The following is a 13,022-nucleotide window of genomic DNA, read 5'->3' as shown; positions in this document are numbered from 1 at the left end:
CTGCCGGACCGCTACATCGAGGGCACCTGCCCGATCTGCTCCTACGACGGCGCGCGCGGCGACCAGTGCGACAACTGCGGCAACCAGCTCGACCCCATCGACCTGATCAACCCCAGGTCGCGGATCAACGGCGAGACGCCCAAGTTCGCCGAGACCGAGCACTTCATGCTCGACCTGCCCTCGTTCACCGACGCGCTCGGCTCGTACCTGCGGTCCAAACAGGGCGAGTGGCGGCCCAACGTGCTGAAGTTCTCGCTCAACCTGCTCGACGACCTGCAGCCACGGGCGATCAGCCGCGACCTCGACTGGGGCGTGCCGATCCCGCTGGACGGCTGGCGCGACCAGCCGAACAAGCGGCTGTACGTGTGGTTCGACGCGGTCATCGGCTACTTCTCCGCCTCGGTCGAGTGGGCGCGCAGGTCCGGCGACCCCGAGGCGTGGCGCGCCTGGTGGCAGGACCCCGAGGCGCTGTCGTACTACTTCATGGGCAAGGACAACATCGTCTTCCACTCCGAGATCTGGCCGGCGATGCTGCTCGGCTACAGCGGCCTCGGCGACAAGGGCGGCGAGCCGGGCTCGCTCGGGAGGCTCAACGTGCCGAACGAGGTCGTCTCCTCGGAGTTCCTCACCATGGAGGGCCGGAAGTTCTCCTCGTCCCGGCAGGTCGTGATCTATGTGCGCGACTTCCTGGAGCGCTACGACGTCGATGCGCTGCGCTACTACATCGCGGTGGCCGGCCCCGAGAACCAGGACACCGACTTCACCTGGCAGCACTTCCTGGAGCGCAACAACAACGAGCTCGTCGCCCAGTGGGGCAACCTGGTGAACCGGTCGGTGACGATGGCGGCCAAGGACTTCGGGGCGGTTCCCGAGCCCGGCGAGCTCGGCGACGCCGACCGCGCCCTGCTCGAGCGCAGCCGCAGCGCCTTCGCCGCCGTCGGCGCCGAGCTGAACCGGTCGCGGTTCAAGAACGCCGTCACCGAGGCCTTCGACGTCGTACGGGACGCCAACGCCTATCTCTCACAGCAGGAGCCGTGGAAGATCAAGGATGATCCCGCGCGCAAGGGGTCGGTCCTGCACGTCGCCCTCCAGGTGGTCGACGACGCCAAGACACTGCTCACCCCGTTCCTGCCCAATTCCTCGGGCAAGGTCCACGAGATGCTCGGCGGAGAGAGCGGCTGGTCCGGCATGCCGGAGCTCCAGGACGTGTCCGAGGACGGCGCGACCTACTCGGTGATCACCGGCCGGTACGACGACGAGGCCCGATGGGAGCACCGCCCCATCAAGCCGGGGACCCCCCTCGCCAAGCCGACGCCGCTGTTCAAGAAGCTCGACCCCAAGATCGTGGACGAGGAACTCGCCCGGCTGGAACAGGCGTGACCGATGGCTCGTTGAGGTCACCGAGGCGGGCCGGGCCGCGATCGACGGCGCGCAGGATCTCGGAGGCGAGTGGAGCCATCCATGAGCAGTAATCGCGGCAGCGACGGCTTCCAGGGTGCGGCCTACCCGCCACTGCCGGACCGGCTCCCCGTCGAGGTGTTCGACAGCCACTGCCACCTGGACCTGCTCGATCTGCCGGTGCCGCGGGCGCTCGCGGCGGCGCACGCCGTGGGCGTACGCCGGGTCATGACGATCGGCTGCGACCTCAAGTCGTCTCGGTGGTCGACCCGGGTGGCGCGCGAGCACGGCGACGTCTACGCGGGCGTGGCGATCCACCCCAACGAGACCACCGGCATCCGCGAGGACGTCCTGGAGGACATCGCCGAACTCGCCCTGCAGCCGCATGTCGTCGCGGTGGGCGAGACGGGGCTCGACTACTACCGGGACTGGGCGCCGGTGGAGGACCAGCAGCGGTCCTTCCGGGCGCACATCCAGATCGCCAAGCAGACCGGCAAGGCCCTGGTCATCCACGACCGTGAGGCCCACGACGACGTGCTTCGCATCCTGGCCGAGGAGGGCGCGCCCGAGAAGGTGGTCTTCCACTGCTTCTCCGGCGACGCCGAGATGGCCCGGGTCTGTGCCGATCGGGGCTATGTGATGAGCTTCGCCGGGAACGTCACCTTCAAGAACGCCGCGGCGCTGCGCGAGGCCGTAGAGGTGGCGCCGTTGGAGCTGCTGCTGGTCGAGACCGACGCGCCGTTCCTCACCCCCGTCCCGCACCGCGGCAAGCCCAACGCCTCGTACCTGATCCCGCTGACCGTCGGCTGCGTGGCCGAGGTCAAGGGCGTCGACGTCGCCGAGGTGTGCACCGCCATCGCGGCCAACGGAGAGCGCCTGTTCGGCCCCTGGTGACCCCCGCGCCCTTCGGTGACCCACACTCGCTCGGCGGCGGCGCCCCGCCCGTCGGTGGGCGGGTTCCGGCCGTCCCCGCCGGTGATTTCGTGATCATTCCCGGGTTCGTCGGGGCGATCCGTCCCGTCTCACCCGTCCCACGCGGTTTCGTCGAATGAGTGGCGGCGGGGGGCGCGGTGACCGTACTGTCTGTGGCTGGTGAGCGGGGGGCTGCCGAAAGTTATCGGAGGACAGGTGCGTCGTTCCCCCAAAGTCATGATCATCTTGGTCGCGGGAGTCGTGGCGCTGCTCGTCGTGACGACATCCGCGTTCATGGTCTTCAAGGACGAGGATTCGCCGCAGACGGTCGCCGATAACGCCCGGGCGGCGCGACCTCCCGTCAAGGTGGTCGTCTTCGCGGATCGTGGCCGAAAGGAGACGATGACCACGGCCGGGACCGTCCGCGAAGTGCTCAGCGAGCTGGGCATCGAGGTTGGCCCCTACGACCTGGTCCGGCCGGCTCTCGACCAGCCGCCCGCGGCGCAGATCAAGGTGTACCGGCTGCTGTCCAAGCCCGTGACGCGGACGCTCGCCATCCCGCCGCCCGTGATCAAGAAGAAGAACAAGACGATGTTCGTCTGGGACGAGAAGGTCCTGCGCAAGGGCCGTCCCGGCATCAGGGTGGTCCGGGTCGCCTACGTTCCGCGGAAGGGCAAGAAGGTCAAGGCCATCATCGCCCAGCGGATCAAGCGCAAGCCGGTGGCGCAGATCGTCGCGGTGGGCACCAAGGGCGCACCCACGGGCGGGGCCGCCGCGCGGCTCAACTGGAAGGGCCTCGCCGACTGCGAGTCGAACGGCAATCCCAAGGCGATCAACTCGGCCGGCTACTACGGGCTCTACCAGTTCTCCCTCGCCTCGTGGGCGTCGGTCGGCGGCACCGGCCGGCCCTCCGACGCCACCCCCGCCGAGCAGACCTACCGGGCCCAGCAGCTCTACAACAGGGTGCAGGGCCGCTGGCAGGGGCAGTGGCCGCATTGCGGCAAGTACCTGTTCAGCTGACCGCGCCCTCCCGGCCATTGCATCCGGATCCGCCCGGGCGGCTCGGCGGCGGAGGGCGTACCGGGCGGCTGAGAGACTGTGCGGGTGCGTGAGACAGAGACGCCGCTGCTCGGCCCGGCGGACATACGGCAACTGGCCGCACGGCTGGGCATCCGGCCGACCAAGACGCTGGGTCAGAACTTCGTCATCGACGCCAACACCGTGCGCCGTATCGTGCGGGCGGCGAACCTCGGCCCTGACGATGTCGTCCTCGAGGTCGGGCCGGGGCTGGGGTCGCTGACGCTGGCCCTGCTGCCCGAGGTACGGCGCGTCGTCGCGATCGAGATCGATGGGACGTTGGCGGCGGCGCTGCCCGGCACCGTGGCGGATCGCACACCTGAGCGGGCCGGCAAGCTCGACGTCATCAACGCGGACGCGCTGCAGATCGACGGCGTACCGGGACCGCAGCCCACCGCGCTGGTCGCGAACCTTCCGTACAACGTCGCGGTCCCTGTCGTCCTGCACCTGCTCGCCACTCTTCCATCGCTACGGCACGGCCTGGTCATGGTGCAGGCGGAGGTCGCCGACCGGCTGGTCGCCGCGCCGGGCAGCAAGATCTACGGTGTGCCCTCGGTGAAGATGGCCTGGTACGCCGAGGCGCGCCGTGCCGGACCGGTGGGAAGGGCGGTGTTCTGGCCGATGCCCAACGTGGACTCGGGCCTGGTCTCCTTCACCCGTCGAGAACCGCCGGTCGCGGCGGTGTCGCGCGAAGCGGTGTTCGCGGCCGTCAACGCGGCGTTCGCGCAGCGGCGCAAGACCCTGCGGGCCGCGCTCGCCGGGTGGGCCGGATCACCGGTAGCGGCCGAACAGGCCCTTCGTGCCGCGGGCGTCGATCCCACGGCACGCGGCGAGGCCCTCGACGTGAACGCCTTCGCCCGCATCGCCGAGCACCGCCCCGTCACCCACCCGTGATCATGCAGTTGTTCCCAATGCTGAGGCCAAGAGGGGAAGGAGTCGGCATGACGGCGATGGCCTACGAGTCGCATCTGCCGGAGGACGTCCTTCTTGAGGGCTTTCTGGCACTGCGGACCCCTGATGGCTTCAGGGCCGAGCTGATCGATGGGGAGATCATCGTGTCGCCGCCTCCCGGGGGACATCACGAGCGGGCCATCAGCCGGATCGTCCGTCAGGTGATGCGGATGTCGCAGGCGGAGATGGACTTCTCCGGCAACCGGGTGCTGGTCCTGCCGAGCGGCGGTTCTTGCCCGAAGAACCATGCGATCCCCGACGGCGTCTTCGCGCCCGTGGCACTGGACCTTTTGCCGATGAGGCCGCCTACATGCGCCCGGATGGTCTCGCGCTGATCGTCGAGGTGACGTCGTCGCGTCCCGACAACGACCGCGAGGCCAAGCGCCACTGCTATGCGCGCGGCGGCATCCCCCTCTATCTCCTGGTGGACCGGGAGAGGGAAACCGTGACGCTGTTCAGCGAGCCGGCCGGCGATGACTACACCGAGAGCCACTCCGGGGTGTTCGGGAAGACGATCGAACTACCTGCCCCGTTCTCCTTCAGCCTGGACACCGGCGACATGATCTGATCTCGGCGAGCGCCACGGCTCCGGTCGTGCCGCGACGCGTCTGGCGGGCTCAGGGCAAGGGGATGCGGACGCCGTTGCTCAGGTCGGCGTCGTGGAGTTCGACCGCCTCAGGCTTGAACCCCGTGCCCACGTCGAAGACCAGAACCCCCGAGAACGTCTCGCCGGGTGCCAGTGGCGTGGCGGGGGCCTGCGTCAGTCTGTTCTTGGTACCCACGCGCATGAGCAACCTGGCATCGATGACGGTGCCGCTGTCCTCGATGAGCTTCTGATGGTTCGGTGACAGTGTCCGCTGGTCGGTTCCGGTGTTCTCCACGGTCACCCGCACCTGGCACAGCTGGGCGAGGGCGGGTTGTACCCCCCGGATCGCGGCTTCTTTGCCGCATCTCACCGGGCTCCGGACGATGAAGGTGAACTGGCCGTCCGGGGCCGGCCGGCCGACCCTGCCCTCGGTGGGCTGCCGGTCGCGGAAGGCGATGGCCGCGACGATGATCAGGCCCATCACGATGATGAGGACGATCAGGCAGCCGATGGGTCCCTTCCGGCGCGGACGCCGCCTGGGCGGCGGCGGGTAGTTCGGCCGCATCATCGGCGGAGGCGTCTGTGCCCGTGGAGGCGCCGGAGGCGGCTGTAGCGGGACCGGCGGCGGCGTGTACTGGTGGGACGGGATCGGGACGCCGCGCGGCGGCGACGGCGGCACCCACGGCGGTGGGATCAGGTCCGGCGGCAGCGCCTCGGCCACCCAGGTGCGGCCCAGCTCCTGATCCGCGACCTGGTCCGCCACCGCTTGTGCGTCCTGGCCGGTCGACGGCTCCTCGGCGCCGCCCACCAGGGAGAGCAGCAGCTGCTGTGCCGAGGGCCGCCGCTCGGGCTCGGGGTCGAGCGCCCGCGTGACGAGGCCGAGCAGTTCCTCCGGCAGGCCGTCCAGGTCGGGCTTGTGGTTCTGCGCCCGGGCGGCCATGGTGACGAGCGTGCCGGTGCCGTACGGATGGCGTCCGGTGCCGGCGAAGGCGACCAGCGTGCCCCACGCGAAGATGTCGACCGCCGTGGTGGTCTCACCGCGCATCACCTGCTCCGGCGCCATCCAGCCGGGGCTCCCGACGACGAAGCCGGTCTGGGTGTGCTGTGCGGCGGCGTCGGTCGCCCGTGCGATGCCGAAGTCGATCACTCGGGGTCCGGACACCGACAACATGACGTTGGACGGCTTGAGGTCCCGGTGCACGAGCCCGACGGAGTGGATCGCGGTGAGCGCCGCCGCGACCCCGACCGCGACGCCGTGCAGTGTGCCCGGAGGCAGCGCACCCTGGTTCGCGATGTACTCGTCCAGCGGCTTGCCGTCGACGTACTCGGTGACGAGGTAGGGGCTGCCGTCCTGCTCACCGTGACCGAGCACCTGGGCGGTGCAGAACGACGCCACCCGCTGCGCGTTCGTCACCTCGTCCTGGAACCGGGCGCGGAAGGTCCGGTCCGCCGCCAGTTCCGGGCGGATCACCTTGACCGCGACGAACCGGTTGCCGGCCCCCCGGCCGAGGTAGACGGCGCCCATGCCACCCTCACCCAGCCTGCCGACCAACTCGTACGCGCCGATCGCCGTGGGATCGCCGGATCTCAGCGGTTCGGCACCGCTGGGCAGTTTCGCCTGCCCCTTCTGCTCCTGCACCGGGCAAGCCCCTCCATGCTGTCAATGTAGGCAAACCGTACCCAAGTCAGACGTACGCGCGGGGCTCGATGGTGCCCGGAGATCGCCGGTTGTCGGGGGTCCCCTACGCTTTCTGAGTGTGACAGCCGTAAGCGTGCGTGTGCCCGCGAAGGTCAATCTCCAGCTCAGCGTGGGGCCGCTCCGCGATGACGGCTACCACGACCTGGTGAGCGTCTTCCATGCCGTGTCGCTGTTCGACGAGTTGACCGCGACCCCAGCCGACGATCTCTTCGTGCGTGTCGAGGGCACGTCGGCCGAGGAGGTCCCGGCCGACGACGACAACCTCGCCGCCAGGGCCGCCCGGCTGCTCGCCGAGCGGATCGGGGTGCGGCCCGCCGTACGGCTGCGGATCCACAAGGCCATCCCGGTGGCGGGCGGAATGGCGGGCGGCAGCGCCGACGCGGCCGCCGCGCTCGTCGCATGCGATCGCCTGTGGGGGGCGGGGCTCACGGCGGCCGAGCTGGCCGAGCTCGGCGCGGCGATCGGCAGCGATGTGCCGTTCGCGCTCCTCGGCGGCACCGCCATCGGAGTCGGGCGGGGGGAGCGGCTGACCCCCGTACCGGTGGACGGCCGGTTCCACTGGGTCTTCGCCCTCGCGGACGGCGGTCTGTCCACGCCCGCGGTCTACGCCGAATGCGACCGCCTTCGGGAGCGGCACGGCGAGAAGGTGCGCCCGCCCGAGGCGTCCGACCGGCTCATCGACGCCCTGGCGACCGGGGACGTCAAGGAACTGGGCTCGGCGCTGACCAACGATCTGCAGCCGGCCGCGCTCGCGCTGCGCCCCTCCCTGCGGCGGACGCTCACAGTCGGCCGGGAACTCGGGGCGCTCGGCGCGCTCGTGTCCGGATCCGGCCCGACCTGCGCGTTCCTTGCGGAGTCGGACGCGCACGCTCTCGACCTCGCGGCCGCCCTGTCGGACGCGGGCGTCGCCCGGTCGACCGTGCGCGCGTACGGGCCGGTGCCGGGAGCGATTGTCGTGTGAGCATCCGGCCGGCCGGAGACGGCGGTCCGGTCCCGGGATCCGACCATGGATCTCCGACATGATCTGGTTGTGACCGTCGGCGGTTGGGGTAGTGTCCCCGTGCTTCCGTGCCGTGGCGACAGACCGTGGGAAGGGTCTCCATGAGCGTCATCAGCCTCCTTATCATCCTGATCTTGCTGGCCGTCGTCATCGGGGCGATCGTGGCGGTGGTCATGGCCGTCACCCGGTCCGGACGCGGGCAGGGTGGCCCACCTGCGTATCCCCCGGGTCCGCACGGCGCTCCGCAGCGGGGGTACGGTCCGCAGCAGGGATCCGCCGGTCAGCACGGGTACCCGCCCTCGTTCGGCCCAGGTCTGCCAGGCCGGCAGGGGTACGGGGACCCCCAGGGCTTCCCGCCGCCCGGTCACGGATCCGAGCCCGGCACGCCGCCCGCCGGACCCGGCCCGTACGGCCAGGGCGGCCTTCCCCACCAGGGCGGTGGCCCGCCGTACGGCGGCGCCGGCCACCCCGGCGGCCAGGAGGGCTCGCCCGGCTCCGACTAGGTCAGCCGGGCCTGGAGGCCGAACGCTCCGCACCACCTGGCGCAGCCACTAGCCTTGTGGGTGTCGTGAACCTCATCAATCTCGAGACCGTCAGCAAGGCCTATGGCCCCAGCCCGCTGCTCGACGCCGTGTCACTCGGCGTCGAGGAGAACGAGCGCATCGGCGTCGTGGGCCGCAACGGCGGCGGCAAGAGCACCCTCGTGTCCATACTCGGCAAGCTCGTCGACCCCGACGACGGCCGGGTGACCCATGCCCGGGATCTGCGGCTCGGCTACCTCGGCCAGCGGGACGAGTTCCCGGACGGAGCGACCGTTCGTGACATCGTCATCGGCGACCGGCCGGAACACGAGTGGGCGGGCGACACCCGCACTCGCGAGATCCTCACCGGCCTGCTGGAAGGCGTCGACCTCGACTCCTCCCCGAACGGGATGTCCGGTGGCGAGCGGCGCCGTGTGGCGCTGTCCAGGCTGCTGGTGCCCGAGAGCGACGTGCTGGTGCTCGACGAGCCCACCAACCACCTCGACATCGAGGCGATCGTGTGGCTGGCCGGGCATCTCAAGGCCCGGCGCTCGGGTGTGGTGGTCGTCACCCACGACCGGTGGTTCCTCGACGAGGTCACCGAACGCACGTGGGAGGTCGTCGACGGCCGGGTCGAGCGTTACGAGGGCGGCTACTCGGCCTACGTGCTCGCCAAGGCCGAACGCTCCCGCATCGCCGCGTCGGCCGAGGAGAAGCGGCAGAACCTGCTGCGAAAGGAGCTCGCCTGGCTGCGCCGTGGTCCGCAGGCCCGCACGTCCAAGCCGAGATTCCGGGTCGAGGCGGCACAGGCGCTGATCGCCGACGTCCCGCCGCTCCGCGACAAGGTCGAGCTCACCCGGTTCGCGACCGCACGGCTCGGCAAGACCGTCTACGACGTCGAGGACGTGAGCCTCCAGCTCGGCACCCGGCAGATCTTCGAGCGCGTGACATGGCGGCTCGGGCCTGGCGACCGGATCGGAATCGTGGGGGTCAACGGCAGCGGCAAGACCACGCTGCTGCGGCTGCTCGAGGGGTCGGTCACGCCCGGGGGAGGCAGGGTCGTCCGCGGCAAGACCGTGCAGCTCGCCCATCTGTCCCAGGACGTCGCGCAGCTCGACCCCTCGCGCCGGGTGCTCGAGGTCGTCGAGGAGATCAAGCGGCGGATCACCGTCGGTAAGCGGGACTTCACCGCCGGGCAGCTGCTGGAACGGCTCGGCTTCCGCGGCGACGCCCAGTGGACGCCGGTCGGCGACCTGTCCGGTGGGGAGCGCCGTCGCCTTCAGCTGCTGCGGCTGCTCATGAGCGAGCCGAACGTGCTGCTGCTCGACGAGCCGACCAACGACCTCGACATCGAGACGCTCACCGAGCTCGAGGACCTCCTCGACGGCTGGCCCGGGACGCTGGTCGTGGTCAGCCACGACCGCTACTTCCTGGAGCGGATCACCGATCACGTGGTGGCTCTGCTCGGCGACGGCGGGCTCCGGATGCTGCCAGGCGGCGTGGACGAGTACCTCGAGCGCCGCCGCTCGGCCCGTACGGGCCCGGCGGCTCCGGCGAGCGCTCCGGCCGGCCGGGCCCCGGCGGCCGGGGCCTCCGGTGCGGTAACGGGCCCGTCGAGCGGCGGCTCCGGGGGCGGGGCGAGAGGCGGCGGGCAGGACTGGAAGGCCCGCAAGGAACTGGACAGGCTGGATCGCAGGCTCGAAAAACTCGGCCGACGTGAGAGCGAACTCCACGAGCTGCTCGTCGAGCATGCCACCGACTACGGAAGACTCCTGGAGCTCAACGCGGAGCTGAAGTCCGTGCAGGGCGAGCGTGAGGAGACCGAGGAACAGTGGCTGCTCCTCGCCGCCGACCTCGACGCCTGAGACCGGCGGGGGTACGTCGTTGACTTGCGGCGTGTCGTTGGTCGTCCGCCGTTGAGACCCACGACACGCCGCAACTCGACATCGACGTGGCCGGGTTACGCGGGCGGGCCGGGTTCAGCGGCGTCGGCGTCGAAGGGGACGATCAGGGTGCGCAGCAGCCCGGCCAACTGCCGCTGCTCCGCGGAGCTGAGCCCGCCCAGCAGCCCGCGCTCCCGCTCCAGCAGGTCGGCGAAGGCCGCGTCGACCCGACGGCGGCCGGCCTCGGTCAACCGGACCTGCACGCCGCGCTTGTCCTGTGGATCCGGGTGGCGCTCCACGAGCCCCGCCGCCGCGAGCCGGTCGATCCGGTTGGTCATGGTGCCCGAGGTGACGAGGGTGGCGCGAAGGAGCCGGCCGGGGCTCAGCTGATAGGGCCGCCCGGCCCGGCGCAGTGCGGTGAGGACGTCGAACTCCCACGACTCCAGGTCGTGGGCGACGAACGCCGCGCGTCTGGCCCGATCCAGATGCCGCGCGAGCCTGGACACCCGGCTGAGGACGTGCAGCGGCTCGATGTCGAGATCGGGACGCTCCACCCCCCACGCCGCGACCAGCCGGTCGACCTCATCCTCCACACCCTCCACAGTGGACGAGCCTACCTGTCTCGACGTCGAGATAATGTATCGGCGTCACGATAGCGGTGAGGGGAGGCTCCTCGATGTCCGGACAGGCGCACGGCGATGCGTGGGACCCGAGGCAGTACGGCTTGTTCGGCGACGAGCGGAGCAGGCCGTTCTTCGAACTGGTGAGCAGGGTGCCTGCCACGGATCCCCGGCGTGTGGTGGACCTCGGCTGTGGATCCGGTGAGCTCACCGCCTCGCTGGCGAAGCGTTGGCCCACCGCCGAGGTCGAGGGGATTGACAGTTCGGCCAAGATGATCGCGGCGGCTCAGGAGCACGCCGCTCCCGGGCTGCGCTTCACAGTGGGCGATCTGGCGGACTGGACACCCGGCGACGGCCGGCCCGTGGACGTGATGGTCTCCAACGCGGCGCTGCAATGGGTGCCCGCGCATCGTGACCTGCTACCGCAATGGATCAAGGCGCTGACGCCGGACGGCCGGCTGGCCTTCCAGGTGCCGGGGAACTTCGACGCCCCGAGCCACGCACTCTTGCGGGAGATCTGCCGGTCGCCACGGTGGCGGGCCCGGCTGGCCGACGTGATGCGATGGCATCCGGTCGGATCACCCGGCGAGTACCTCGAACTGCTCGCCGGGCACGGGTGCCGCGTCGATGCCTGGGAGACGACATATGCCCAGGTTCTGCAGGGCGACGATCCGGTGCTGGAGTGGGTCAAGGGCACCGCCCTGCGCCCGGTGCTCAGCGCGCTGGACGCCGAGGACGCCGCCGAATTCCTCGGGGAGTACGCCGCCCGGCTGCGGGACGCCTATCCCCGCAGGCCGTTCGGGACGGTGTTCCCGTTCCGCCGGATCTTCGTCGTGGCTCAGCGGGTGCGCTGAGAACCAACTTTCGGAGGACCCCGGTCGGTGACCCGGAGGGGGTATCGGGCCACCGATCGGGGCGGTCACCTGCCGACGTTCCGACGCGCGGTCACCGGTCCTCCCCGCCGGCCGAGGCGGCACGCCATGCTCGGTGCAGCCGGGACGACGCGCCGCGGAGCGAGACGATCCCCCCGTACAACCGGCGCAGCCGGCCGGCCAGCTCCTCGGTCGCGACGACGCCCAGATCGGGTGTCTCCAGCAGCGACTTGGCGTCGTCGACCCGGAGCACCAGCTCGACCAGTGCGCGTGGGGTCGCGCGGCCGACATGAGCGGGGCTCAGGGCGGCGAGCGCCCGGTCGAGCGGCACCAGCAGCTCGGCCAGCCGTTCGTTCGTGGGCTCGCTGACGCCGAACCGGTGCAGCTCGGTGACGGCTAAATGGATCTCACGGCCGAGTGGGTCGGCGGGCACGGCGTCGCGGTCGATGGCGGCGAGCGTGTCCGCGAAGCGCTTGATCTCGGCCCGGTCGAGCACGGGCGCGACGGAGCAGGCGGTCGGAGCGGGGATCGATGCCGGAGTGTCCATCACTCACCCTTCGTTCGAACTGACATTCGAACTCTAGGGTGTGGCTCGGACGCTTTCCGGGCGACCGCTCAGGCCGGTCCCGGGCTCTCGGCCTGCTGTGGGACCCAGGGCGCCTCGGGTGCGTCGTCGTCGCCCTTCCGGTTCCTGCGCTCTGCCTTGGCGGCCGCCTTCTCCGCCCTCTTCTCCAGCTTCTCGCGCTCCTTGCGCCGTCGCCGTGGGTCGAGGTACGGCTTGGGCTCCAGCCTCGACAGCCCGTTCCACGCGAGGTTCACCAGATGTGCGGCGACCTCCTCGCGCTTGGGCTTGCGAGCCTCCAGCCACCACTGGCCGGTGAACGCGACCATGCCGACGATCATCTGCGCGTACATGGGCGCGAGCTTGTCGTCGTAGCCGTGGCGATCGAACTCCCGGCCGAGGATGTGCTCGACCCGGTGGGCGATCTCACTCAGGAGGCTGGCGAAGCTCCCGGTGCCCGCGGCGCCGTGCGAGTCGCGCACGAGGATGCGGAACCCGTCGCTGCACTCTTCGATGTACTCGAGCAACGCGAGGGCTGCCTGCTCCAGCTTGTCCCGGTAGTGGACGCCGTCGGTGAGCGCCCGGGTGACCACCGCGAGCAACCGCTCCATCTCGCGGTCGACCACGACCGCGTAGAGGCCTTCCTTGCCGCCGAAGTGCTCGTAGACCACGGGCTTGGACACACCCGCCTTGGCAGCGATCTCCTCGACCGACGTGCCGTCGAAGCCGCGCTCGGCGAACAGGCCACGGCCTATGTCGAGCAGCTGTTCACGCCGTTCCTTCCCGGTCATCCGCTTCCTGCGGGACCGAGGCGCTGGTTCAGTCACGGGATCTATGATGGTCCGCCTTTCACGGGAAAGAAGTGATCATCCCGCATCTCCGGCCGCTCGCCCGGACGCCGGCGGAAAACATGAGCGCCCTGCCGGACCGTTCGCGCCGGC

The 13,022-nt window shown here is 70.5% G+C and carries 14 protein-coding genes; 10 read left to right on the top strand and 4 right to left on the bottom strand.

Going from position 1 to position 13,022, the window contains the following annotated elements:
- The 6 genes from HKK72_RS14490 to HKK72_RS40955 form a co-directional block, all read left to right on the top strand.
- The coding region (locus HKK72_RS14490) for a methionine--tRNA ligase (protein ID WP_187234867.1) at positions 1-1,380 on the top strand (1,380 nt) is incomplete at its 5' end.
- Between the two features lie 81 nt (positions 1,381-1,461).
- Complete coding sequence (locus HKK72_RS14485; RefSeq protein ID WP_187234866.1) at positions 1,462-2,292, top strand: TatD family hydrolase; 831 nt, start codon at positions 1,462-1,464, stop codon at positions 2,290-2,292.
- A 255-nt stretch (positions 2,293-2,547) separates the two neighbouring features.
- Positions 2,548-3,330, top strand: coding sequence for a resuscitation-promoting factor (locus tag HKK72_RS14480; protein ID WP_187234865.1), 783 nt, complete (start codon positions 2,548-2,550; stop codon positions 3,328-3,330).
- A 78-nt stretch (positions 3,331-3,408) separates the two neighbouring features.
- The gene (rsmA, locus tag HKK72_RS14475) at positions 3,409-4,281 is read left to right on the top strand and encodes a 16S rRNA (adenine(1518)-N(6)/adenine(1519)-N(6))-dimethyltransferase RsmA (protein WP_410050302.1); all 873 of its coding nucleotides are present in this window, start codon (positions 3,409-3,411) and stop codon (positions 4,279-4,281) included.
- A gap of 47 nt (positions 4,282-4,328) precedes the next feature.
- Positions 4,329-4,673 (top strand): Uma2 family endonuclease, encoded by a 345-nt coding sequence (locus HKK72_RS40960; RefSeq protein ID WP_261986813.1) that lies wholly within the window; start codon positions 4,329-4,331, stop codon positions 4,671-4,673.
- A complete protein-coding gene (locus HKK72_RS40955; RefSeq protein ID WP_261986812.1) occupies positions 4,649-4,906 on the top strand; it encodes a Uma2 family endonuclease in 258 nt (85 codons plus the stop codon). The genes HKK72_RS40960 and HKK72_RS40955 overlap by 25 nt, the downstream gene beginning before the upstream one ends.
- A 49-nt stretch (positions 4,907-4,955) precedes the next feature.
- Here the strand turns inward: HKK72_RS40955 and HKK72_RS14465 are convergent, their stop codons facing one another.
- Positions 4,956-6,563 (bottom strand): serine/threonine-protein kinase, encoded by a 1,608-nt coding sequence (locus HKK72_RS14465; protein ID WP_315987250.1) that lies wholly within the window; start codon positions 6,561-6,563, stop codon positions 4,956-4,958.
- A gap of 118 nt (positions 6,564-6,681) precedes the next feature.
- Here HKK72_RS14465 and HKK72_RS14460 point away from each other — a divergent pair, with 118 nt between their 5' ends.
- The 3 genes from HKK72_RS14460 to HKK72_RS14450 all read left to right on the top strand — a co-directional run bounded on the left by HKK72_RS14460 (position 6,682) and on the right by HKK72_RS14450 (position 10,009).
- A complete protein-coding gene (locus tag HKK72_RS14460; protein WP_315987249.1) occupies positions 6,682-7,584 on the top strand; it encodes a 4-(cytidine 5'-diphospho)-2-C-methyl-D-erythritol kinase in 903 nt (300 codons plus the stop codon).
- A 140-nt stretch (positions 7,585-7,724) separates the two neighbouring features.
- Positions 7,725-8,126, top strand: coding sequence for a hypothetical protein (locus tag HKK72_RS14455; RefSeq protein WP_187234861.1), 402 nt, complete (start codon positions 7,725-7,727; stop codon positions 8,124-8,126).
- A gap of 65 nt (positions 8,127-8,191) precedes the next feature.
- Positions 8,192-10,009 (top strand): ABC-F family ATP-binding cassette domain-containing protein, encoded by a 1,818-nt coding sequence (locus tag HKK72_RS14450; protein WP_187234860.1) that lies wholly within the window; start codon positions 8,192-8,194, stop codon positions 10,007-10,009.
- 95 nt (positions 10,010-10,104) lie between these two features.
- On the opposite strand, the gene HKK72_RS14445 is transcribed toward HKK72_RS14450, so the two are convergent.
- The gene (locus HKK72_RS14445) at positions 10,105-10,620 is read right to left on the bottom strand and encodes a MarR family winged helix-turn-helix transcriptional regulator (protein WP_187234859.1); all 516 of its coding nucleotides are present in this window, start codon (positions 10,618-10,620) and stop codon (positions 10,105-10,107) included.
- Positions 10,621-10,703: 83 nt separating this feature from the next.
- On the opposite strand from HKK72_RS14445, the gene HKK72_RS14440 reads away from it, so the two are divergent.
- Positions 10,704-11,501 (top strand): trans-aconitate 2-methyltransferase, encoded by a 798-nt coding sequence (locus HKK72_RS14440; RefSeq protein ID WP_187234858.1) that lies wholly within the window; start codon positions 10,704-10,706, stop codon positions 11,499-11,501.
- A 91-nt stretch (positions 11,502-11,592) separates the two neighbouring features.
- Here HKK72_RS14440 and HKK72_RS14435 read toward each other — a convergent pair whose 3' ends face one another.
- The gene (locus tag HKK72_RS14435) at positions 11,593-12,066 is read right to left on the bottom strand and encodes a hypothetical protein (protein ID WP_187234857.1); all 474 of its coding nucleotides are present in this window, start codon (positions 12,064-12,066) and stop codon (positions 11,593-11,595) included.
- 68 nt (positions 12,067-12,134) lie between these two features.
- Positions 12,135-12,908, bottom strand: coding sequence for a TetR/AcrR family transcriptional regulator (locus HKK72_RS14430; protein ID WP_315987248.1), 774 nt, complete (start codon positions 12,906-12,908; stop codon positions 12,135-12,137).
- Positions 12,909-13,022: the final 114 nt, after the last annotated feature.

Source organism: Actinomadura sp. HBU206391, assembly GCF_014323665.1.
GTDB lineage: Bacteria > Actinomycetota > Actinomycetes > Streptosporangiales > Streptosporangiaceae > Actinomadura_C.
The sequence above is the reverse complement of the archived record's forward strand: the minus strand, read 5'-3'. Positions and strand labels throughout refer to the sequence as shown.

Bases quoted from the DNA above. Each gene is read 5' to 3' on its own strand.
- HKK72_RS14485 (WP_187234866.1), top strand. From the start codon at position 1,462: ATGAGCAGTAATCGCGGCAGCGACGGCTTCCAGGGTGCGGCCTACCCG.
- HKK72_RS14480 (WP_187234865.1), top strand. From the start codon at position 2,548: ATGATCATCTTGGTCGCGGGAGTCGTGGCGCTGCTCGTCGTGACGACA.
- HKK72_RS40960 (WP_261986813.1), top strand. From the start codon at position 4,329: ATGACGGCGATGGCCTACGAGTCGCATCTGCCGGAGGACGTCCTTCTT.
- HKK72_RS40955 (WP_261986812.1), top strand. From the start codon at position 4,649: ATGCGCCCGGATGGTCTCGCGCTGATCGTCGAGGTGACGTCGTCGCGT.
- HKK72_RS14455 (WP_187234861.1), top strand. From the start codon at position 7,725: ATGAGCGTCATCAGCCTCCTTATCATCCTGATCTTGCTGGCCGTCGTC.
- HKK72_RS14440 (WP_187234858.1), top strand. From the start codon at position 10,704: ATGTCCGGACAGGCGCACGGCGATGCGTGGGACCCGAGGCAGTACGGC.
- HKK72_RS14435 (WP_187234857.1), bottom strand. From the start codon at position 12,066: ATGGACACTCCGGCATCGATCCCCGCTCCGACCGCCTGCTCCGTCGCG.